This window comes from Sutterella sp. AM11-39, assembly GCF_003472385.1.
In the GTDB taxonomy this organism is placed as follows: Bacteria; Pseudomonadota; Gammaproteobacteria; order Burkholderiales; family Burkholderiaceae_F; genus Duodenibacillus; species Duodenibacillus intestinigallinarum.
This window is the reverse complement of the sequence record NZ_QRLV01000002.1, coordinates 116516-137551: the sequence shown is the minus strand read 5'-3', so window position 1 is coordinate 137551 and position 21036 is coordinate 116516. Positions and strand designations below refer to the sequence as shown.

The 21036-nt window shown below is 54.4% G+C and carries 18 protein-coding genes, 1 tRNA gene and 1 pseudogene; 10 read left to right on the top strand and 10 right to left on the bottom strand.

All coding sequences use genetic code 11. The features are described from left to right. Positions 1 to 249 precede the first annotated feature (249 nt). Together DW133_RS02440 and DW133_RS02435 are read left to right on the top strand one after the other, a co-directional pair. Positions 250 to 1518 carry a Zn-dependent hydrolase gene (locus DW133_RS02440; protein WP_118274909.1) on the top strand — a complete coding sequence of 423 codons (1269 nt, stop codon included), beginning with the start codon at positions 250 to 252 and terminating at the stop codon, positions 1516 to 1518. Between the two features lie 57 nt (positions 1519 to 1575). Next, complete coding sequence (locus tag DW133_RS02435) at positions 1576 to 2268, top strand: LuxR C-terminal-related transcriptional regulator (protein ID WP_118274907.1); 693 nt, start codon at positions 1576 to 1578, stop codon at positions 2266 to 2268. A gap of 6 nt (positions 2269 to 2274) precedes the next feature. Here the strand turns inward: DW133_RS02435 and ruvB are convergent, their stop codons facing one another. The 3 genes from ruvB to ruvC are packed head-to-tail and all read right to left on the bottom strand — an operon-like array spanning position 2275 to position 4514. Further along, positions 2275 to 3315 carry a Holliday junction branch migration DNA helicase RuvB gene (gene ruvB / locus DW133_RS02430; RefSeq protein WP_118274905.1) on the bottom strand — a complete coding sequence of 347 codons (1041 nt, stop codon included), beginning with the start codon at positions 3313 to 3315 and terminating at the stop codon, positions 2275 to 2277. 27 nt (positions 3316 to 3342) lie between these two features. Continuing rightward, entirely contained in the window at positions 3343 to 3921 is a 579-nt protein-coding gene (gene ruvA, locus DW133_RS02425; RefSeq protein ID WP_118274903.1) for a Holliday junction branch migration protein RuvA, read from the bottom strand. After that, positions 3918 to 4514 carry a crossover junction endodeoxyribonuclease RuvC gene (gene ruvC, locus DW133_RS02420; RefSeq protein ID WP_118274901.1) on the bottom strand — a complete coding sequence of 199 codons (597 nt, stop codon included), beginning with the start codon at positions 4512 to 4514 and terminating at the stop codon, positions 3918 to 3920. Before ruvC ends, ruvA begins: the two co-directional genes overlap by 4 nt. 139 nt (positions 4515 to 4653) lie before the next feature. Here ruvC and DW133_RS02415 point away from each other — a divergent pair. Then, positions 4654 to 4728 (top strand) — tRNA-Val (locus DW133_RS02415). Between the two features lie 243 nt (positions 4729 to 4971). Here the strand turns inward: DW133_RS02415 and DW133_RS02410 are convergent. After that, entirely contained in the window at positions 4972 to 5553 is a 582-nt protein-coding gene (locus DW133_RS02410; protein ID WP_118274899.1) for a response regulator transcription factor, read from the bottom strand. 5 nt (positions 5554 to 5558) lie between these two features. Further along, positions 5559 to 7394: a sensor histidine kinase gene (locus DW133_RS02405; protein WP_118274897.1), complete on the bottom strand. Its 1836-nt coding sequence runs from the start codon at positions 7392 to 7394 to the stop codon at positions 5559 to 5561. 235 nt (positions 7395 to 7629) lie between these two features. Between DW133_RS02405 and DW133_RS02400 the strand changes: the two genes are divergently transcribed. Both DW133_RS02400 and DW133_RS02395 read left to right on the top strand, forming a co-directional pair. After that, complete coding sequence (locus DW133_RS02400) at positions 7630 to 7797, top strand: dihydroneopterin aldolase (protein ID WP_118274895.1); 168 nt, start codon at positions 7630 to 7632, stop codon at positions 7795 to 7797. An 18-nt stretch (positions 7798 to 7815) separates the two neighbouring features. Then, positions 7816 to 9351 carry a disulfide bond formation protein B gene (locus tag DW133_RS02395; protein WP_118275186.1) on the top strand — a complete coding sequence of 512 codons (1536 nt, stop codon included), beginning with the start codon at positions 7816 to 7818 and terminating at the stop codon, positions 9349 to 9351. Between the two features lie 195 nt (positions 9352 to 9546). On the opposite strand, the gene DW133_RS02390 is transcribed toward DW133_RS02395, so the two are convergent. Further along, complete coding sequence (locus DW133_RS02390; protein ID WP_147408842.1) at positions 9547 to 9810, bottom strand: hypothetical protein; 264 nt, start codon at positions 9808 to 9810, stop codon at positions 9547 to 9549. Positions 9811 to 10021: 211 nt separating this feature from the next. Here DW133_RS02390 and DW133_RS02385 point away from each other — a divergent pair, with 211 nt between their 5' ends. After that, positions 10022 to 10777, top strand: a complete 756-nt coding sequence (locus DW133_RS02385; protein ID WP_158571094.1) for a metallophosphoesterase — start codon at positions 10022 to 10024, stop codon at positions 10775 to 10777. On the opposite strand, the gene DW133_RS02380 is transcribed toward DW133_RS02385, so the two are convergent. Together DW133_RS02380 and DW133_RS02375 are read right to left on the bottom strand one after the other, a co-directional pair. Next, a complete protein-coding gene (locus DW133_RS02380) occupies positions 10749 to 11645 on the bottom strand; it encodes a DMT family transporter (RefSeq protein WP_118274889.1) in 897 nt (298 codons plus the stop codon). The genes DW133_RS02385 and DW133_RS02380 overlap by 29 nt on opposite strands. Before the next feature lie 3 nt (positions 11646 to 11648). Continuing rightward, positions 11649 to 12608: a LysR family transcriptional regulator gene (locus DW133_RS02375; RefSeq protein ID WP_118274887.1), complete on the bottom strand. Its 960-nt coding sequence runs from the start codon at positions 12606 to 12608 to the stop codon at positions 11649 to 11651. A gap of 200 nt (positions 12609 to 12808) precedes the next feature. On the opposite strand from DW133_RS02375, the gene DW133_RS02370 reads away from it, so the two are divergent. The 3 genes from DW133_RS02370 to dsbI all read left to right on the top strand — a co-directional run bounded on the left by DW133_RS02370 (position 12809) and on the right by dsbI (position 16363). Then, the gene (locus DW133_RS02370; RefSeq protein WP_118274885.1) at positions 12809 to 14650 is read left to right on the top strand and encodes an aryl-sulfate sulfotransferase; all 1842 of its coding nucleotides are present in this window, start codon (positions 12809 to 12811) and stop codon (positions 14648 to 14650) included. A 237-nt stretch (positions 14651 to 14887) separates the two neighbouring features. Next, entirely contained in the window at positions 14888 to 15538 is a 651-nt protein-coding gene (locus DW133_RS02365; RefSeq protein WP_118274883.1) for a thiol:disulfide interchange protein DsbA/DsbL, read from the top strand. A 153-nt stretch (positions 15539 to 15691) separates the two neighbouring features. Next, the gene (gene dsbI / locus DW133_RS02360) at positions 15692 to 16363 is read left to right on the top strand and encodes a protein-disulfide oxidoreductase DsbI (protein WP_118274882.1); all 672 of its coding nucleotides are present in this window, start codon (positions 15692 to 15694) and stop codon (positions 16361 to 16363) included. Positions 16364 to 16376: 13 nt separating this feature from the next. Here the strand turns inward: dsbI and DW133_RS02355 are convergent, their stop codons facing one another. After that, positions 16377 to 17330: a LysR family transcriptional regulator gene (locus tag DW133_RS02355; RefSeq protein WP_118274880.1), complete on the bottom strand. Its 954-nt coding sequence runs from the start codon at positions 17328 to 17330 to the stop codon at positions 16377 to 16379. Between the two features lie 216 nt (positions 17331 to 17546). Between DW133_RS02355 and DW133_RS02350 the strand changes: the two genes are divergently transcribed. Further along, entirely contained in the window at positions 17547 to 19337 is a 1791-nt protein-coding gene (locus tag DW133_RS02350; protein WP_118274878.1) for an aryl-sulfate sulfotransferase, read from the top strand. A gap of 326 nt (positions 19338 to 19663) precedes the next feature. Here DW133_RS02350 and DW133_RS02345 read toward each other — a convergent pair. After that, positions 19664 to 20806 (bottom strand): annotated as a pseudogene (locus tag DW133_RS02345) (porin). Positions 20807 to 21036 lie beyond the last annotated feature (230 nt).

Here is a 21036-nt window from a genome sequence, read left to right as displayed (position 1 = left end):
TCGATCGGTTGCGGAACCGATGAAAGGTTTGAAAAGGAAAATACCTCAAAAGGGGCAAAGGAGAAGACGCTTTTATCGCGAAGATTCGCATTAAGTCAAAAATTCAGGGGACCTTTTCAACTGCCGCGGCGTTTTTCGAATAATAATAAAGAGGTAATCATGTCGGCTTGTGCCCTCGGGGCTCGGGGTGTTTTGTCTCCCGTCAGAGGGGCAAAGACATGGTACTGACCAAAGGAAGGAAGTCGCATTATGGCTGGGGATCTGCAGCGAGACGGCGTGAAATTCTGCCGCTCTATTTTTGATACGGTTCGCAAAATGAGCGCCGATGGTTTGGGTGTAACCCGACAGGGGTATTCCACAACCGAAACGGAAGTGCTTGACTATCTCAAGATGATCGGGCAGGAACTCGGCCTGGAGATCAACACGGACTTGGCAGGCAACGTTTGGATGTGCCTGCCGGGCAAAAACCGCGATTTGCCCGCCTTCGTTGCGGGCAGTCATGCCGACAGCGTTCCGCAGGGTGGCAATTACGACGGATTGGCGGGTATCACCGCTGCTTTGGCCGTGGCTTGGTGGATGCGCCGCACGGGGTTTGTGCCCGAACGCGACTACATGATCCTGATGATGCGCTGCGAAGAGTCGAGTTTCTTCGGTAAGGCTTATGTGGGCTCACTGGCGCTCACCGGCAAGCTCACGCTTGCCGATACGGCTCTCAAGCACCGCACACAGCCCACGACACTCGGCGAATGCATCTCGGCCTGCGGTTTCGTACCGGCAGACATCACGGCGGGTCGTCCTTTGGTCGAGCTTGAAAAGATTGCGGCATTCATTGAGCTTCACATCGAGCAGGGGCCGACACTTGACAGTTCGGAATCCGAGCGCGTTGGCATCGTTACGGGTATCCGCGGCAACGTGCGCCACAAGAAGGTGGTTTGTCTGGGACAGACCGCGCATTCGGGCGCAGTCGACAAGCCTTATCGACACGACGCCGTGATGGCGACGGCCGAGCTTCTCACTCGTATGGACAAGCACTGGGACGAGTGGCTTGCCAAGGGCGAAGACCTTGTCTTTACCGTAGGCGTTTTGAAAACCTCGGAAACCTCGGCAATCTCCGTGATTCCGGGTGAGACGACCTTTACGGTCGACATGCGCAGTCTTTCGATCGATACGTGCGAGCGCTTCCATGAGTTGCTCCTGAAGGAAGCCGATGCCGTTGCCAAGGAGCGCGGCGTGAAGTTTGAGTTCGACCGCAAAATTGTGACGGATGCGGCCAAGGTGGATGCGGCGCTCTCCGACCGGATCGAGGCGGCGGCAAAGGTGGCGGGCATTCCGGTGCGTCGACTCGCGAGCGGTGCCGGTCACGATGCTGCCGTCATCGGCAATAGCGGTGTGCCTGTGGCCATGATTTTCGTTGCCAATCAGAACGGCTCGCACAACCCGTATGAAGCCATGAAGATTGAAGACTTCATGAAGGGTGTCAACGTGCTTTGGCACACTGTGCGCGACTACGACGCGTAAAGGTCTTGCGACGGAACGCGGAGACGCGAGACGCTTCCGAAACGTTAGAAATAAAAAATGACAACAACTGATCTTAGCGACGGACAGCCCGCGCGAATTTTAATTTTTGACCAGTGTCCGCTTTTTGCAAGGGCTTTGAGCGAACTGATCGGCGAACAGGTACCGGGCTCGGTGCGTCGCATCACGCACAACGCCAACGATGCGCTCGAAGAGGCGCGAAATGAGCATCCGGATCTGGTCTTTATCGATCTTGACGGCGGCGACATTGGTGTGACGTTGCTCAAAGACATCAAACTTCTTGAAAACGCGCCGCGTTGCGTGATGCTCATCACCGACGGCACGCAGCCATCCTTGATGGCGGCCATTCGTTTGCAGGCCGACGGCTTCATCACCAAGCGACTGTCGGTGCAACAGCTTGCCGCTCAGGTGCATCTGGCTGCCGGAGGCGAAATGGTGATCAGCGACTCGATGACCGCAGCATTGGCGGTGTCGCTACGCAATGTGCCCGTGGCTGACGATTCGCGTGACATCTCTCGCCTGAGTCCGCGTGAGGTGGACGTGCTCTATTGCATCGCCAACGGCATGAGCAACCGTCAGATCTCCGAGCATCTGAAGATTTCGGATGGCACCGTGAAGGTGCACGTCAAGCATGTGCTCAAAAAGCTTGGTTTTGCAACGCGTGTGGAAGCGGCGCTGTGGGCGAGCGAATCCGGGCACAAGGGGTCGATTGCTCAGACGTATTCGCGCTGAGGCAAATCAAACCGAGAAAAGGTCGGCCATTGGCGCGGTTTGCGCCGAGGCGATTCGGCCGAAGTGCCGATAGGCAGTTTGCGTGACAATGCGTCCGCGAGGCGTGCGTTGTACCAGACCTTGCTGAATAAGGTAGGGCTCGACCACATCTTCGAGCGTTTCGCGGTCTTCGCCGACGGCGCTAGCCAGGTTGTCGATGCCCACCGGGCCGCCCGCAAACTTATCCATGATGGTCAGCAAAAAACGTTGATCCACGAAGTCCAGGCCCATGGCATCGACTTCGAGCATACGCAGTGCCGCGTCGGCTACCTCGGCCGTGATGACGCCGTCATGGCGCACCTGTGCAAAGTCGCGCACGCGACGCAGCAGACGATTAGCTACGCGGGGCGTGCCGCGGGAGCGACGGGCAATTTCAAATGCGCCCGCCTCTTCGATGGGAACATTTAAGAGGTTGGCCGATCGCGTGATGATGCGGGCCAAATCGTCCGTGTCGTAAAACTGCAATTGGTTGACGATGCCAAAGCGAGCGCGCAGAGGATTGGTCAAAGAGCCTGCGCGAGTCGTGGCGCCGATCAGCGTAAAGGGCGGCAAGTCAAGTTTGATGGAGCGCGCCGCGGGACCTTCGCCGATCATGATGTCGATTTGGTAGTCCTCAAGTGCCGGGTAAAGGATTTCTTCGACCACGGGACTCAGACGATGAATTTCGTCGATGAAGAGAACATCGTTTTTCTCAAGGTTGGTCAGAAGCGCCGCCAGGTCACCCGGACGCTCAAGAACGGGGCCGGAAGTCTGGCGCAGGTTGACGCCCATTTCGTTGGCTACGATGTGAGCCAGCGTCGTTTTGCCCAGGCCCGGAGGCCCGAATACCAACAGATGATCAAGCGGCTCGCCGCGCTGCTTGGCGGCGGCAATGAAGATTTCGAGCTGTTCGCGCACCGCCTTTTGGCCAACGTAATCGGCCAGTCTTACCGGGCGAAGGGCACGGTCGATGCTTTCTTCATTAGGGCTTGTTGCTTCCGTGGAGACGACGCGTTCGACGTTTTGCATGAGAAAAATTTTCTACCGTTCGAAAAATTAGTGTGCCATGGATTTTAGGGCTTCGCGGATGCCAGCGGAAACATTGACGTCCGGGGCGAGCCTCTTGGCCGCGGCTGTGGCTTCTCGATCCGAATAACCCAGAGCAACCAGGGCGGCAACCACGTCGGCGCGGTTGTCTCCCGGGGCTGCCGCCAGTGTCACACCATCCAGATCGGCGCAGATCTTGCCTTTAAGTTCCAAAACAAGACGCTCGGCCGTCTTTTTACCGATGCCGGGCACTCGCGTCAAAAGCGAGCTTTCCTGCTTGGCGACGGCTTGCGCCAGAGCATCAACCGTCATGCCGGAAAGAACGGCCAGAGCAGTGCGGGCGCCGATGCCGGAAATTTTGATGAGCTGTCGGAAAGCGGCGCGCTCCTTTGCCGTGCCGAAACCGTAGAGCAGTTGGGCATCTTCGCGCACGATGAAATGCGTTAGCAGCGTGATTTCCTGTCCGACGTCCGGAAGGTTGTAGAAGGTGGACATCGGAACGTTGATTTCATAGCCGACGCCGTGGACGTCGACCAGAATTTCCGGAGGATTTTTTTCAAGAAGCGTGCCGCGAATGCGTCCGATCATGATTGATTCCTGATTTTGTTGTTGACAAGTTGAGCCCAGGCGTTGCGTTTTGATTTTTTCGATGTCATCGTGCGATTGCCGGTGCGTGAAGGAACGGCGGCCATCGCTTGAACCTGAGTCAGTTGCATGGCGTGTGCGTGCGTAACGGCACAGGCTAGGGCGTCGGCGGCATCAGCCTGAATGTCGCCGGAAAGCTTCAAAAGGGTTGAGACCATCACTTGTACCTGAGTCTTGGTGGCTCGGCCGGTGCCGACAATCGAATTTTTGATTTCGGACGGTGAAAACTCCGCTACCGCAAGACCGTGGTGTGCCGCACAAGCTAGCGCGGCACCGCGGGCTTGTCCGAGCAATAGCGTGGATCGCGGATTGATGTTGACGAACACCTGCTCGGCGGCAGCACAATCGGGATTGGTTTCTGCAATGACTGCAGAGAGTTCTCGGAAAATGGTGCCCAGGCGTTCGCTTAGTGTTCCGGTGGGCACATGAATGCATCCGGCAGTGACGAATGTCAGGCGGCTGCCGTCAGCGTCAATGACTCCGAAGCCTGTCCGATTGAGGCCCGGGTCGATGCCGAGAATGCGTTTCTTGCTCATGCCGTTTGATGCCTGGATAGGATGGAAAGAGGCTGGATTTTACGCGATGCCAGTATTGCCCGATTGGGCGACGCTTGCAAATTTTATAGATGTCTGTAAAATCCCGATTCTCTTCGTGAGAAGAGATTGAAAATTCAGCGCGCGGTTGGCTCAGTGGTAGAGCATCGCCTTCACACGGCGGGGGTCACTGGTTCGAATCCAGTACCGCGCACCAAGAAACAGCCTCAGGGCTGTTTTTTTATACCCGGAAAAAACGATTTCAGCCAGAAAAAACAATAAAAACAAAGGGTTATAAAACGTCCAGTCGGGAAAGACTGCATCACTGAAAATGGGTGCATGTTCCTCCTGTGAGACGAAAAAAGTCAGTTTCCATCTGACTAGTGTCAAAAGACCGCCCGTGTCAGCCGGCGGATGAATGGCGTTTGAGCCTTTGAAAAAAACATTGCGAAGCGGTCTATCAGATCTTTACGTCTTTGAGCACTTCGGTCAATTCGGTGATCGTGTGTACGCCGAGTTTGCGCATGGCGCTTGCCTTGTGAAATTCGGCGGTGCGTTGAGCGATTCCGAGACGCTCTGCGGCTGCGCGCATGGCAACGCCCTGTGCGGCCAATTTGACCAACTGTTTTTCTCGAGACGAAAGCGCATCGTAAGCGGCTTGCCGCTGGTTGGCTTTAGTTTCGGACAGAGCTGTTGCGCGATCCAAAGCTTCCTTGAGTTTTTCTCGACGTACGGGTTTTTGCAAAAAGCAAACAGCCCCTTTCATCATCGTTTCTACCGCCATCTCAAGGTCACCGTGACCAGAAAGAAAGATAACGGGCCAATCGATGCCGGTGTCAATCAGACGCTGCTGCAACTCGAGTCCGGTCATTTGCCCCATGCGCACATCCAGAAGCACGATGCCGGGCTCGTTGTGAGGAACGTAAGTCAGGAAATGTTCGGCGCTCGGATATGGAACGGGGTCGCAATCCAATCCCTTTAACACGAAGGAGAGCGCTTTTCGCAGACTCTCGTCGTCATCGACAACATAAACGCGTCGCATAAAAGTTAGTCTCCAAGAGGTCTGACTGTTCCGACTGAGACGGGAAGTTTCACACAAGTCCGTAAGCCGGTGTTCCGGAAACGACGTTTAAAGACGATATTTCCGCCGACGCCTTCGACGATATTGCGCGAAATCGAAAGCCCCAAGCCCAGGCCGTCGGGTTTGGCGCTTGTGACCACTTCGTTGAGGCCGGCTAGTTCACGATCGGAAAGGGGAGGGCCGTTGTCTTCGAGTTCGATACAGATGAAGCCCTCCATCACTTGAGCTTTGACCAGCAGTTGGGGGGATTCATCAGTTTGTTGCGCAGCGGCTTCCTTGGCGTTTTTGATGAGATTGCCGAACACCAGTTGCAGGTCCAGAGGATTTACGAGAACAGTGGAGTCTTCAAAGGCACTGACATGCGTCGGAACGTTGCCGATGCCGAAATGCGTCACCATTTCGTCAGCTTTGTCAAAAGCTTCTCGAACGGAAATCGGTTTGAGCTCAGCCTTTTGCTTGGCGTACTGACGCACGCGCTCAACGATGTCGCTTGCGCGTGCTGCATCCGTCGTCATGCTGTGCAGGATGTCGAGCATCTCTTTTTTGCCGATGGCGTCGTTGCGCACCATCTCTTCGAGACCTTCGGCGTAAAGGCTGATGGCGGACAGCGGTTGCCTCAGTTCATGTGCAACGAGACCGGAAATTTGCCCGACGGCCCCCACTTTCTGCAGACGTTCCATTTTCTCCCGCTGAGCAAGCTGCAAACCGATTGACGCTTTGAGTTCGGTTTCGCGTTTTTTCACGAGCCACTGGCTGCGTGCACCGTGTGCGATCAAAGCCAGTATCAACAAGAGAGCCGTGATGATGGCCGACCGATATTCCTGCCAGATGCGTTTGAGTCCAGTTTGGCGCAAATATTCGTAGGGACCGAGTTGTAGGTCTTTGAGTACGTTGTTGGCACTTTGAAAGTCGCTGGCCACTGACCACATAAAGCCGTTCTCGCCCTTTGGGAGCATCAGCAGATCCATTGTGATGGCTTTGCTCATTGAGGCGCTGATGCGGGGTGTGACTGAGAGTGTCAGCGCCGGATACAGAGGTGTGGAGTGACGGCAGTCGGTGACGGTGTCTGTGAGACGCTCCTCAACGACGCGAACTTTCGAGAGAATCGACGGATCTCGTCGGGACATTTCCTCAAGTGCGCAAAGGGGAAGAAAGCCCACATCGGACTTGCCGCCCACGACATCGTTGAAGACATGTTCGTTGACATCGCTTTGCGTGCGATCAGCGACGAAGGTTTGCTTTGAAAAGAAGTGATCGGGGTCGCCGAGTTTGCGTTGCACTAGTTCGCGAATGGCGTAAAGATACCCGCTGAAGGTGTCGCGGGACACGGCCGTTAACTTTTTTCCGCGGAGATCTTCAAACGTTTTTGCCAGCGAATCGCTTCGGACAATGACGGCGGTTCCATCGTTGCGATTGGGATCGGGCTGTACATCGCACACGAAGGTTGTGACGCTTCTCAGTCCCTCCGAAATCAAGGCTTGATAAAAGGGCGACTCGGAAAAAACGATGTCAACTTCTCCAGCCCGAACAGCTTTGGCCAAGTCGTGTGCCGAGTACTGACGAAAGGTGACCGGGTGGCCAAGTTTTTCCGGTGTGAGCGTGGACTTGAGCGAATTGAGCATGAGCCGCTCATCAATCATCAGGCCGAACGGGGTGTATCCCACGCGAATGACGCTTTCGGGGGAGCGTATAACGGCGGCCGGCGGTTCGCATTCCTCGGAATCTTCCGTAGCCGATGGCAGAGGCGCGGCCCATGCGTGGAAGGCCGAGAGCAACCAGAGACACAAAGTCGCGAATTTCATCAAGTTCGAGTTTATGGGGCGATTGAAGTGCCGAAGATATTTAGTGGCGAATTGAGAACCATTCTTGTGAGCACGGAATTGTCAGTCATAACTGTACATTTTCTTTATAGGTGAAAACCCTTATCCGATACTTAACGCTGTTTTTACCTACCATCGCCCGAACGCGCCGGTTTGCTTTGGGGATGGTCTGCCTCGGGCGAATCGGGCTGATCAAGCAAATAAGGAGTCCCTTTCAATGGAATTCGTTGAACTGTTGATGCTCACCATTGCGGTGTTGCTCATCATCTTCAAGCCCGAGAAGGAAAAATGGGCGTGGTGGCTGACGGTTGCCGGCTGGGCGGTCGTTGCTTTCATGTACGTCGGTCATGTTTCGACCGGCATTCTTGGCGTACTTAATCTGTAATCGGGGAGGATGAAGAAAATGACTGATTACTCCGCTCCGATCAATTCCAACGATCTCAACCGTGCCAAGACGTTCTACGACATCGTCTGCTGGGGAGGTCTTCTCATCGTTTTGCTGCCCGTCGGCATCGCCAACTTGATTCTGGGTTATCTGCTCGGTGACTCTCCCTGCACGCTGTGCTGGGCACAACGTCAGCAGATGGCCTATATCGGTGTCATTGCGCTGATGATGGTTCGCTACGGCTTCAAGCCCAAGTACTTGGGCATGCTGCTTGTGATGGCTGCCTTCGGCCTTTACATGTCGTTCCGCCACTTGGGCAATCACGCCATGCGCGACGTGGGTCAGGGCTTCGGTCTTGACGTCTTCGGCATTCACACTCAGATGTGGGCCGAAATCGTGTTCTGGTGCGTGGTGATGCTCTTCGGTCTGGCTGTGTTCCTGGCACCGCGCTTTGATGCGCTCATCGCCGAAATGAAGGGCAAACCCTTCCGTCCGCTGTCGCGCTTTAACAAGATCGCCTTCAGCATCGTGGCTTTCATTTTGGCTTCCAACACCTTCCAGGCGCTGTGGTCTACCGGTCTGCCGCCCAACTGGGGTCAGGGCGATCCGGTCCGTTTCTCCTTCAATCCGAAGTACGTTATTTGGTCTGATGCGAGTTGGCACGGTATGTGGGACGGCATCAGCTTCCTCGGTAAGCGCGATGTGAAGGATCCGGACTTCGCTTACAAGGCCAACGACAAGAAGCTGGGTATCACCTTTAAGCACGATGCTGCTGACGCTCCTGTTGCCATTAACGGTATGCTCAAGCTAGAAGAGATCCGTGTCATCGAAGGCATCAAGCAGCCGGTCAACACTCTGGCTCAGATTCGCGGCGAATACTTCGTGGCAAGCAAGTACGACTTCTGGAAGCTGGACAGCAATCTCAAGCCTGTCGTGCATGCTCAGATGGATCCGTGGTACAGCGCCAATGTGCTCGACATCGTCAGCATCACGCCGTTTAAGGAAGACGCCTTTGTCCTGATGGGTTCGAACAAGTCGCTGCTGCGTGCTCGCTGGAACCCCAACGCCGATGACGTCAAGGGCTGGGCGAACTTCATGGTGGGCGGAGACAAGGTTGAACACGTCGGCGGTCTCGGCCGCGCCCGTATCGGCACCGAACGCGCCAAGTTCAGCTACGTGCACTCGTCTGCAACCGACGGCAAGTACGTTTACCTTGCCACGGTGCCCGACAACAAGAACAAGTCGAAGTTTGTTGTTTCCAAGGCCATGATGGCCGACTGGACTCTCTCGGCTGAGTTCGAACCTGCTGCCGACCTCAAGGCCAAGCGCACGCTCGGTGAACTCTATGTCACGGGTATGGTGTACGAAGACGGCAAGCTCTATGCCGTTTCCAAGAACCACAACGTACTCGTGGTGATTGACATCGCCAAGGAAGCTGTTGTTGAAGCTTGGGGGCTGCCGTCTGACCTGACCGATATCCGCGGTTTGGTTAAGAAGGGCAACACCTTCGAAGTGGTGGACCATAACCGCGTTGTGACTCTCACGATGCCGTAATCAACCACAAGTTCGGCAGTCTGAAGCAGGCTACCGATACAAATTTCTCTCCTTGGGGATAGGAAACCCGCTGCATGTTCCGGTGTGCAGCGGGTTTTTGCCATCTGCGGGCAGATTTACACAAGGCAAGAGCAAGCAGACGCACCGGATGCTTGACGATGCAAACGATTTCACAACTGAGAAAGAAAATTTGAGTTAATCGTCATCATCGTCACGTCGACGCCTTCTTGAGCCGGGGCGACGCCGTCTGTCGTCGTCATCGTCATCGTCATCGTCGCGATCGTCCCAGTCGTCATCATCATCATCGTCGTCATCGTCTCGACGGTGGCGACGAGAACCGAAGCGACGATCGTCATCATCGTCATCATCGTCACCCGCAAGAGCGGAAAGCGGTGCGGTGCCGAGGCCGAGAGCGGCAGTTATAAGAGCGGCTAAAAAGAGGCGGCGGGATTCGATCATGGTGCTGTCCTTTTGCAAGTCGCTATGGGCGGTTTGAGAAGAATTTGAGCTCGGGGCTTTTTCGAGCATACCTGTACGGCGCCTGCTCCTTCGTTAGGGATTGCCCGAAACAGCGACCGGATGCTGCAAGCAAAAGCAACAGGAGGCGACAAAGTTGCGGCACTACTGCTTCTCGGGTATGTTGTTTCGAACGGAACAACGGAGCTTTGTCATGCGGTTGCAATACGCTTCCGATTTGCATTTGGAGATACCGGCCAATCGGGACTTCGTGCTGGCGGGCGCGCTTGAGCCTGCGGCTGAGTACCTGCTTCTTGCCGGCGATATTTCCTTGTTGAGCGACTGGCACAAAGCTGATGCATTCTGGGATTGGTGCGCTCGGAGTTTTCAGCACACGTGGATTGTGCCCGGCAACCACGACTACCACGCCGATCGATCGAATCTGCTTGGCCTTGCGTCGCTTCAGGTTCCTGTGCGGCCGAACGTGACCTACGCCAACAACGTATGCGTTCACGTCGAAGAAGTTTCGTTGGTACTGACAACGCTTTGGTCCGCAATCACTCTGCAAAAGACGGAAATCGAAGAAGAAGTCGTTGACTATCGTCAGATATATTTTGATGGCAAAACAATTTCAACGGAAATTGTCAATCGTTTGCATTCGGAAAGCAGAGCGTTTTTGGCTCGGACGCTTCAGATGTGCAATCCGAACAAAACGGTGGTGGTCACGCACTATGTCCCTGTGCCGCAGGCTACGCCCGAGCGCTACGTCAATTCGCCCGTTCGGGAGGCTTTCATCGCCGATTGCTGTGATTTGATTGACGCGTATCAGCCGGCATTTTGGATTCACGGACACTCTCATGTTTCGGGAAATGTTCAGTACGGTAGAACACGCATTGTTTCCAATCAGCTTGGCACCGTTCGCCCCGGAAAGGAACTTAACTTCAATCCGAAGGCTGTGATCGAAGTGTAGGGACGAACTTACCGTTTTTTTCAGCTTTGGCAATCAGACCAAGGCAGGCGGCTGCAGCAGCAACAATGATGAGCATGCCGAAAAGGGAACGCAGACTTGGTGTGACGCCGAAAAAGGCGCTGTCAATAAAGGCGGCAAAAACCACACCGGAAAACGTGAAAACGGCACCGAGGAATGTGTTGCCTTTGCCCCAGCCCAACGCCCGGGCAAATTGTGCGCATGTGAGAAAGATCAGCATCAAAGCCAGAGGCGTTTGCTGCAATTGGGAGACGGTAAGTTGTCCGCAGAACAACTCCAAGACTCCCAATACGACGGCACCGTGCAGATGAAAGTAAAAAACGGTGCGGGGGACCGGTTCATTGACGCTTCCCAGTTTCTTGAGTATCAGAATGGCGGCGGCCGTAAACAACCCGCACAATAATCCGATCGGGACGTAGACGGCCGGAAAAGAGCGCTCCGAAGGATGAAACATCACGAGGATGCCGATGAAAGCCGCCGTAATGGACGCCAAGATGCGCCAGTCGATGTGTTCGCCATTGCGAAAAGAGGCGATCGCAGAGAAGCCAGCCACAAAAAGCGGAGAGGTGTACTGCAGCGTCTGGGCGGCCGCCACCGGCATGTTCATGGCGGTGATGATCTGTGTTATGACGACCCCTACGCCGATTATGGATCGCAATAGGTGCAGGTGCCAGACGTGGGTTGAGAACGGAACCTGGCGAACGAGCATCACGACGACGGTGACGGCCAATACGAACAAGAACTGTACGAAGGCCACATCAATGAACGCAAGTGTTTCCCGTAGGCATTGAATGCTTGCGAGAATGCATGCGCTGCAGAACGACGAAAAAAGAATCCAAAGCGCCGTCATGGCTCAGAGGTCCTCCGAGCGGGCAGTTTGGTTTTCTTCGGATGCGTTTTTGCGCAGAGTCGAGACAAAGACACTGCGGATCCACTGCATTTCCGAAGAGGCGTGATTGCGCTCGTGCCAGATGAGACGGGTGGAATAGACGCGCTTTTCGCCAGGAATTGGGATCACGGTGAGCGTGGGCAGCATTCGGGCGAAAAACTCTGCGGTGGTGTGCGGCAACACAAGCGTAGCGTTGGTGTCCTCGAGAAAATAGGGGGCACCCAGGAAATGCGGCACCTCAATGATTTTTCGTTGGTCGTGTGTGGATGACGTATCAATGTCAAACACGGGGCCCCGAGCATTCTGACGCAGTTCGACGGCAATTTTCGGGTATTTAAGAAATGCTTTTCGTGTGAGTTTTTTGCCTTGGGCATAACTTGTTGCAAGCGGGTGCTCCTTGCGGAGCAAACAGACGCGATGAATGTCGAAAAGTTTGAGACCGTGGAAATGTTCGGGAAGCGTTTCGCCCAGTGAGGTCGGGAAAAGTGCCAGATCAACACTGCCTTCGGCGAGCTCGCGAAAGACATTCTCCGACAAAGGCAACAAGCGGAAGTTCATTTGCGGTGCTTCACGCAAAAGCGCCCGCAGTACGGGACGCAGGATCATCACGACGGCATTGTCGGCGGCGGCAATCGAAAGCGTGCGGGTGATGTCAGCCGGCGCAAATGTTTTGGTATCGGTCAGATCGTTGAAGTTTGCCAGCAACTTGCGGATGATGGGTACAACCGCACGACACTTTTCGGTGGGGGCCATGCCTTGGTAGTTGCGCACGAAAAGCTCGTCGCCGAACTCCTCCTGACACTTACGAAGCGAGCGGCTCGCGGCCGAAATTGTCAGATTCAGCTGCCGGGCCGTTTCGGAAAGCGACCCTGTGTCGTAAATTTTGAGAACGACCAGCAAGTGGTTGAATCGCAAGGAAAGCATACGTAGGAACCGTCGGAGAATGATTGGGACGTTCTCTTTGGTTTGACTTTCGATTATCGACAAAAGCTTATGTCATTTTTGTCGAAAAAGGAAAGGAAAATCGCCATTTCGGCAAAAACGATCCTTGCTTACGATGAACAAAGAGGCGAAAGCTCATTCGGGCTTTTTGGTTTTTGAACTGTTTGTTGGGAGAGATAATCATGGCTGTCACCATCGGTCGTCGTTCTTTGTTCATGGGCACCATTGCCGCACTTGTTGCGGGCACTTTCTCGGGGACGGCTGCCGCAGCCGGCGGCTCGTCGGGCCCGCGCGTGACGTTTGCCGCACAAGGCAAGCTCGGCGAAATCGTCGTCAATCCGTACAAGATTGCTCCGCTTACCGCCATCATCAAAAACGGCGGTTACGAACTCACCGAAGCTACAGTGCGCATCGTGCCCAAGAAAGACGGTCAAGAAATCAAATACAAGGTGGGTCGCAAGCAGCTTCTCACCCACGCCGGCATTCCTGTTTTCGGCCTTTATGCCGACTACAACAACAAGGTTGAGGTGAGCTACACGCGCAAGTTCCACGGCAAGACCGAAAAGATTTCGGAAACCTATTCGATCTACACCGCCCCCGTTTATCACGAAGTGAGCGGCAACCCGACGCTTTCGCACAATATGTTCGAAACCAAGGTCGTCAAGATGGATCCGAAGTTCTCCGACCGTCTGTACCTTGTCAACAATTTGATGCAGCAGTACGCCAAGGCCACTCGCATGGTTTGGAACAACCCGATGGGCGGCGCGATGGAATGGAACTTCTATCCGATGAACGCCATCATTGACACCAAGGGTGAAGTGCGCTGGTATATGCACGTTGAACCGATCTACGACGTCGAGCAGATGTATCGCTCGGGCGTGATGATGGGCTTCCAGCAGGATGAAGACGGCAACATCACCTGGGGTTACGGTCAGCGTTACGTCAAGTACGACCTGATGGGCCGCGAAATTTACAACCGCCGTCTGCCGGTGGGCTACATCGACTTCTCGCATTCGCTTGATAACGCGCAGAACGGCCACACCTTTATCCGTGCGGCGAGCGCCGATTTGCGTCGCGCCGACAACAAGCGTGTTCGCACCGTGCGCGACGTGATTGTCGAAGTTGACGGCAACGGTCAGGTGGTCGATGAATGGCGTCTGTGGGAAATTCTCGATCCGTACCGCGACAACGTGATGAAGGTACTCGATCAGGGTGCGGTGTGCCTGAACATTGACGCAAGTCAGGCCGGTAAGACGCTGTCTGCCGAGGAATTGGCCAAGCTTGACGCAAGTGATCATTTCGGCGATATCGTTGGCACGGGTCCGGGCCGCAACTGGGCGCACGTTAACTCTGTTGACTACGACCCGACCGATGACTCGATCATTTTGTCGTCCCGTCACCAGTCGGCCATCATCAAGATCGGTCGAGACAAGAAGGTGAAGTGGATTCTCGCTTCGCCTGAAGGCTGGAAGAAGCCCTGGGCCGACAAGCTCCTTGCTCCGGTTGACGCCAACGGCAAGAAGCTCAAGATCGAAGGTAGCCAGGTAGAAGGTGACTTTGACTTCTCGTGGACGCAGCATACGGCCTTCCGTATTGATGAAAAGTCTGACAAGAACGTCATCTACATTACGGTGTTCGACAACGGCGACGCCCGCGGTATGGAACAGCCCGCCCTGCCTGAAATGAAGTACAGCCGCGCCGTGGTCTACAAGATCGACCAGAAGAAGATGACGGCCGAACAGGTTTGGGAATACGGCAAGGAACGCGGCTTTGCGTGGTACAGCCCGGTGACGTCGCTTACCCGCTACGAGGCCGACAAGAACTCCATCATGGTCTACTCGGCTACGGCCGGCATGGGACGCCGTCCGTCCGAACTGAAACCCGGTGAAAAGGCCGGCATCGCTTCGCCTGTTATCAACGAATTCAAGTGGGGCGAAAAGGAACCGTCCGTTGAGATCGTGATCGTGGGTTCGATGGGTTACCAGGCGCTTCCGGTTTCGGTGGCCAAGGCTTTCTCCAAGTAACTCCGTAACGGCATGAGACCGGCAAAAACGGCGGCGTTTTGCAGCTGTTTTTGCCCGGTCGGGAAGGATTTTTTAATTTCTGCAACTAGACATTGCACGAACACGCAGGTGCCCTTTGGCAAATCTCGATTGTTCTGCAGGCATCTTGTTTCTAAACTGAGTGTTAAGAATTGAGCGCGATTGCCTGCACGATTTTCTGACTGGGCATCGGCTGAAGTTAGCGAGGAGAAATTCAAAATGTTCAAAAAGACTTTGTTTGCTCTCGGTCTTTCGGTTATCGCCGCCACCGCGATGGCCGCTACCGAAGGTACCGACTATGTGAAACTCGACAAGCCCATGGTCAACGCCGAAGGCAAGCTCACCAAGATCTTCAGTTACGACTGCCCGTTCTGCTTCAAGTACGACGTCGGCGTGGATCCGAAGGTTCTGCCGCGTATCGAAAAGGAACTGGGCCTTGCTTTCAATCCGGTGCATCTGGAAACCAAGGGCAAGTACGGCCGTGTTGCGAGCGAATTCCTCGCCATGTGCATGCTGAAGGACAAGGCCGCCGGCGTGTCGATCGAATCCAAGGATTCGCTCTTTAAGAAGGCCAAGGACGCCATCTATCAGGCTTATCACAAGAAGGGCGAACGCTGGACGTCCGGTGAAGCCGCGTTCCTGAAGACCCTGACGGACGCAACGGGCATTAGCCTTGACGAATTCAACAAGGCCAAGAACGACGAAGCAGTCAAGGCTCTGTGCGCCGAATGGAAGACCTCCTACGACGTGGCCAAGATCCAGGGTATCCCGGCTTATGTCGTCAACGGCAAGTATCTGATCATGACCAAGAGCATCCGCAACTTCGACGGTATGGTCAATCTGGTCAAAGAACTCAAGGAAATGAAGTAACTCCGACAAGTTTCTTGTTTCTCTCCTAGCGGGAGGGACGGCGGCAGGCTGCAAGCGCGGTTGTCTCTCCCGGTATTTTTTTCGATTTCTACACCGAGCCGGCACTGAAGCCCGAAGCCAAATTTTCAGCGCGGCAGGCGGGGGATTTTTGCGATGAAAAAATTTTTTAGTGGTCTGAAGACAGATCCTGTCAATACGCTTGCCGACTGGCAGGATTCGCGCTGGCCTTGGGGCATCATCGCCTTTGCCATGATCGCCATGGTGCTGCTGGCTCACTACGTGTTTCAGGATTGGATGCACATGCTGCCGTGCGAGCAGTGTGTCTACATTCGCTACGGCAATCTGGTAATGGCCTTGGGTTGCATCATCGCAATGATCAACCCGAAGGCGCTCTGGGCCAAGGTTGTGGGTTACGTGATTTCGCTCTACGGTCTCGTTTACACAATCATGTGCTCGTGGAAGCTCATCGGCATTCACGATGCCGTGCATTCCGACGATCCGATGGCCATGTTCGGCATGCAGGGTTGCTCGACGGAACCGCACTTTCCGTTTGGTCTGCCGCTTGAAAAGTGGGCTCCGGCCTGGTTCCAGCCCACAGGCGACTGCGGCTACGACGCTCCCGTCGTTCCTGACGGCGCCGTATTGAGCGATCTGCAGCGCTGGTTCATCGAGCTCTATCAGTCTTCCGACGGCTGGTACCTGATTCCGCAGTGGAAGTTCATGGACATGGCTTCCTGCTGCCTGCTCGCTTGCATCGTTGCGGCCATCTTCCTTGCCGCCATGATCTTCGGCTGGGTGATGCGTGATTTTGTGAAAAAAGCCTAATTTCCGACGGTTGTTATGTTGACTGCTGCGCCTGCTCTTGGCACGAAGCTCGAAGCATGGCGATGAACCATCTCAAAGCCGGATCGCCCGAAGCGTTTTCGTGCCAGATTACGCGGCGTTCATAATGGCCGGCAATGCTAGGCGGAAGCGGTAAAACCTCCAACGGCAGGTAGCGAGCAAGCAACCTGCCGTTTTTTTCGAGAATTTTCACGGTGGCTTCGGTTTCCAAAACCATCCAGGGGGCTGCCAAAAAGTAGGGCATCGAGATGCTCGCTCCATCGCTTTCATGTGCCATGAGGCTGGCATGGTAACGCACGACAGCTGCCGAGAAATTGTGCGTGACGTTGCTGATTTTGACTTTTGGATAGGCCTGGATATCAGATAGCGACAATTCTCCCTTTTCCTTGTAGATGGCGACCAAAGGATGTCCTTTTTTAACGAGTAACACATCGGGTTCGTCAACAAGTACAACGCTGCGGCATTCGGGCGGAATCGGGTCAAACGGGAACATGGCCAGATCAAGGCGTCCGTTGCGAAGATCCTCAAAAAGGTCGCCGTTGAGGCCGATGACGTCAAGCTTGACTTGTGGAGCTTGCTTCAAGATTCGTTTGAAAGCAGGGAAAAGAAAGGCGAGTACGCCGTTATCCGCTGCCGCAATTCGAAAGGTTCGAGATAAATCAGCCGGATCGAACACGGTCGGCGCCGAAAGCTTCTCGAGCCGTCGCAACACATCGTTAATGTCGGGCAATAACTCACGCATGCGGGCCGTGGGTACCATGCGCGGTCCGCTTCTGACAAAAAGTTCGTCGGCAAAAAACTCGCGTGCCGTTGACAGGGCACGGCTGATGGTGGCCGTGGAAGTACCGAGTTCGTTTCCGGTAAGTGTGAGACTCATCGTTTTAAAAAGCGAAGAGAGAACCAGAAGAACAGTGTTGTCAGGGTAATTGTGGTGGCTTTGATTGTGCATAAAACTCCGCCTTGTTTTAGCCGTTCTTGAGGAGGAACAGTTTCCATCTTAAGCGTCTTTGCAAATCCTGCAACCGCGCGTTGCGACCCGTGGCGATCCAATCTGGGTATGAGCCGATTTCCTTGAAATTCAAGTCTCTATAGACTGATTTGCAAGGAACCGGTTCAATAAAAACAATGAGCCGGTGCGTCGACTAGACCACGAGGAGAAAGACAAATGAAGATTCTTCACTTGACGATTGCCGCCGCTGCTGTTGCCTTCTCAATGGCTGCCAGTGCCGAATCCATGGCGCCCGCTCCCACTCCGAAAGGAACGCATTTGGGCAATGTGATCGTCAACCCCTACGGCTACTCGCCTTTGACGGCTGTTATCAATCGCAACACCAAGCAGCCGACGGATATCAAAGTGACTGTTAAGGGCAAGCCCAACGGAGGCATCGACATCACCTACGACGTCGGTCGCTCGACGTTGCTTTCCAACGACGGTATTCCCGTGTTTGGCCTCTATCCCGACTATCGCAACACGGTTGTCGTGAGCTACAAGCTTGATGGCAAGAAGATTACCGACACGTACAGCATCCTGACGCCGGCGCTCACGATGCCCTACATGGACAACCGCAACATCACGGCTCTGCCGCAGCCCAAGGTCACCAAGCTTGATCCCAAGTTCAAGAACCGTCTGTATCTCGTTAACTCCGGCACGCGTCCTCCCAAGGGCTCCGAAGTCAACTGGATCATGCCCAAGACGCCCAAGATGAGTAAGAGTGCGGCTAATCCCTCCGGCGGTTCTCTCGCTTTCGAAACGATTCCTCTGAATTACGTGGTTGACACGCAGGGCGAATTCCGTTGGTGGCTCGAACCCGAAGCCATCTACGACGGCATCAACTACAACATTGCCGATCGCGGCTACGCGATGGGTTTCTTCCCGACCAAGGTCGGCACCTACACGTTCGTTCAGGGCCAACGCTGGATCGAACTTAATCTGGCCGGTCGCGTCGTGGCCAAGCACGAACTGCCGCCGGGCTATATTGATTTGAGCCATGCTTCCTGGGAAATGCCCAACGGTCATGTGTTGCTGCGTGCTGCCAAGTACCGCTACCATCGTCCTGACGGTCAGGTCGTTCAGACCGTGCGCGACTTCATCATCGAAGTCGACCGTTCCGGCAACGTGATTGACGAATGGGATCTGAACACCATTTTGGATCCGACGCGCGACGCTTTGATCAAGAATCTCGACCTCGGCGCCGTTTGCATGAACGTTGACCTGGATGCTCAGGGTCAGAGTGTGGGTTCCGAACCGCTCGCACCGTTCGGTGACGCTGCAGGCGTCGGTACGGGCCGCAACTGGGCGCACGTCAACTCGGTTGCATACGATCCGACGGATGATTCGATCATCATTTCCGCTCGCCACCAGGGCGTGATGAAGATCGGCCGCGACAAGCAGGTGAAGTGGATTCTTGCTCCGTCCGTGGGCTGGAAGAACGGTCTGGAAAAGAAGCTGCTCAAGCCGGTTGACGCCAACGGCAAGGCCATCAAGTGCTCGCCCACGGGCGACTGCGAAGGCGGCTTTGACTTCACGTACACGCAGCACGCCGCTTGGCCGCGCGCTTCCAAGAAGGGCTCGATCGTTGTCTTTGATAACGGCCAGGTTCGCCACTACGAGCAGCCCGCTTTGCCCGAAATGAACTACTCTCGCTTGGTCGAATACAAGATTGACCCGAAAAAGATGACGGTTCAGCAGACTTGGGAATATGGTAAGGAACGCGGCTACGAGAGCTTTGCTCCGATCACGTCCAACGCCGCCTATCAGGCTGACAAGGACACGATGTTCGGTTTCTACGGCTCCGTCGGCTTGTTCGATCAGACCAAGGGTACGATCGGTCGCTTGCAGGAAGTTGATTACAAGACCAAGGACGTGAAGGTTGAAATTGACGTCTATAACAACAAGGCTTCTGCTCCGCACTATCAGGGCCACATTGTTGACCTCAAGCAAGCCTTCGGAAAGTAATCAGATAGTTGTTTAACAGCGATTAAAACGGGAGCGGTTCACAGCCGCTCCTGTTCGTGTCTCAAACTCCCGGTCTGCCGGATCATTAAGGTAGTCCGGGAGTTTTTCTATTCTCAGCAAATCCAATAAGTCATGCTTGAGCCTGAGAACAGGACATCCAAAATCAAGAATGCAGGGATTATCGATTATTTGAGGCGAAATAGCTGTATATCGAGAAGTCTGCTTTGGATTAGTGAAAACAAAGAATCCTGCACCTTTCCGTCAGAAAAATGCAGGATTCTCCAAGGCTCAAAAATTTCTAACAATGGTGTCGGTAAGTGTCGGCCTCAGAATTTATGCATCAGGCCAAAGCCACCTGTTGTCTGATTGAAATCTGTGCCGGCATCCAAAAGTTGTTTGCCGTCCATAAACGATGTGAAGGCATAAAGCTGGGTGCGTTTACTCAGACTGTAGTAGTAGACCAACGCCCCGAGAAAAGCAGCCCCATCGTCTTGAGGATATCCTTCTGCCGAACCGTTAAGTTCTGCGTTTAGCCACCCGATAGAGCCGGCGAAGTAATGCGGCCCCATTGTATAGCCGGCACTCAGATAGACGGTTTGCATATCGAGGCCTTCGGATCTGTCATCGAACTTGTGATTTGGACCGAGGTCCAGCAGCCCGTCCAGCCCGGTTTTGTTGCCGATACGGCGTTCATTGGTTGCCAGGTAGACAATGCCGGAAATCGTGAGCGGAGACATGTCGTAACTGGCAATCAGGTGAATACCCATTGCATCGTCTTTGCGGTCTTTGCCTTCGACCACATGACTGAAACGTTCATAGGAAAGCACTGTACCGAGGCGTAGACGTTCTCCAACCCAGCCGAGAGCGACTTGGCCGACATGACGGTTGTCAGCCCAATCGTATGCAGTTTCTTCTTCCTCGTTGCCGTTGGAGTACATGGCCTGGTAAACGAAACCGGAAGAATTATTGGATGACATCGCAATCGTGTTATCCAGGCTGCCAGTGTTGTAGCTTATGAAAGCAGGAGCCGGTCCCAGCATACCGGAACGGGTCTGATTGGCACGCATGCGCCCATAGAAAGAATAGGGGGCAGTTGCGCAGGTAAAGTTAGGCAATCAACCTGCTGACACTTCAAGAATTTCATTGCCGATGAATACACAGGCAACGCGGTCGGCAATTCCGTCTTCTGCGGTTAGCTTGCCGGTATCAACGTGGTAGCCCGTTTCAAGTTGGGCCCCCGCATACCATCCGTTTCCAAATGTTTCCTTTGTTTGGAGACCAAAGTAGGTATCCATGGGAGTTTGTTTGAAAGCGGCAACCGCCAGACTATCCTTCCCGCCTTCTTGGTGACTGAAATAAAGGCCTGTTGCTACATTGCCGTAGATTTTAACGTCTGCCGCCGCTTGGGCGGTGCATGTCATGGTGGCGCAGAGGATTGCTGCGACTGCCGGTAAATGTTTCCTGTCCATTTGTATTTGCCCGGTTGGTTGAAATGCTCGACACTCAGACAAGCAACCGCACGGAACAAGCCTTGCATGAAGCTTCCAAGATCGCCGATCCTATTGATCTGCAATCGATTCTATGGGCAGGCCTTCTAACAGTCCATGGGCATTTTCGATGCAAGTTAACCATTTCACTCAACTTGCTATTTTCGTTTTTCGCGAAATGATGTCGAATAGGTAGCGTTGAAAATCAAAGG

What these genes read in the sequence shown, in the direction of transcription:
- DW133_RS02440 (WP_118274909.1), top strand. Translation starts at nt 250, where the DNA reads ATGGCTGGGGATCTGCAGCGAGACGGCGTGAAATTCTGCCGCTCTATT.
- DW133_RS02435 (WP_118274907.1), top strand. Translation starts at nt 1,576, where the DNA reads ATGACAACAACTGATCTTAGCGACGGACAGCCCGCGCGAATTTTAATT.
- ruvB (WP_118274905.1), bottom strand. Translation starts at nt 3,315, where the DNA reads ATGCAAAACGTCGAACGCGTCGTCTCCACGGAAGCAACAAGCCCTAAT.
- ruvA (WP_118274903.1), bottom strand. Translation starts at nt 3,921, where the DNA reads ATGATCGGACGCATTCGCGGCACGCTTCTTGAAAAAAATCCTCCGGAA.
- ruvC (WP_118274901.1), bottom strand. Translation starts at nt 4,514, where the DNA reads ATGAGCAAGAAACGCATTCTCGGCATCGACCCGGGCCTCAATCGGACA.
- DW133_RS02410 (WP_118274899.1), bottom strand. Translation starts at nt 5,553, where the DNA reads ATGCGACGCGTTTATGTTGTCGATGACGACGAGAGTCTGCGAAAAGCG.
- DW133_RS02405 (WP_118274897.1), bottom strand. Translation starts at nt 7,394, where the DNA reads ATGAAATTCGCGACTTTGTGTCTCTGGTTGCTCTCGGCCTTCCACGCA.
- DW133_RS02400 (WP_118274895.1), top strand. Translation starts at nt 7,630, where the DNA reads ATGGAATTCGTTGAACTGTTGATGCTCACCATTGCGGTGTTGCTCATC.
- DW133_RS02395 (WP_118275186.1), top strand. Translation starts at nt 7,816, where the DNA reads ATGACTGATTACTCCGCTCCGATCAATTCCAACGATCTCAACCGTGCC.
- DW133_RS02390 (WP_147408842.1), bottom strand. Translation starts at nt 9,810, where the DNA reads ATGATCGAATCCCGCCGCCTCTTTTTAGCCGCTCTTATAACTGCCGCT.
- DW133_RS02385 (WP_158571094.1), top strand. Translation starts at nt 10,022, where the DNA reads ATGCGGTTGCAATACGCTTCCGATTTGCATTTGGAGATACCGGCCAAT.
- DW133_RS02380 (WP_118274889.1), bottom strand. Translation starts at nt 11,645, where the DNA reads ATGACGGCGCTTTGGATTCTTTTTTCGTCGTTCTGCAGCGCATGCATT.
- DW133_RS02375 (WP_118274887.1), bottom strand. Translation starts at nt 12,608, where the DNA reads ATGCTTTCCTTGCGATTCAACCACTTGCTGGTCGTTCTCAAAATTTAC.
- DW133_RS02370 (WP_118274885.1), top strand. Translation starts at nt 12,809, where the DNA reads ATGGCTGTCACCATCGGTCGTCGTTCTTTGTTCATGGGCACCATTGCC.
- DW133_RS02365 (WP_118274883.1), top strand. Translation starts at nt 14,888, where the DNA reads ATGTTCAAAAAGACTTTGTTTGCTCTCGGTCTTTCGGTTATCGCCGCC.
- dsbI (WP_118274882.1), top strand. Translation starts at nt 15,692, where the DNA reads ATGAAAAAATTTTTTAGTGGTCTGAAGACAGATCCTGTCAATACGCTT.
- DW133_RS02355 (WP_118274880.1), bottom strand. Translation starts at nt 17,330, where the DNA reads ATGCACAATCAAAGCCACCACAATTACCCTGACAACACTGTTCTTCTG.
- DW133_RS02350 (WP_118274878.1), top strand. Translation starts at nt 17,547, where the DNA reads ATGAAGATTCTTCACTTGACGATTGCCGCCGCTGCTGTTGCCTTCTCA.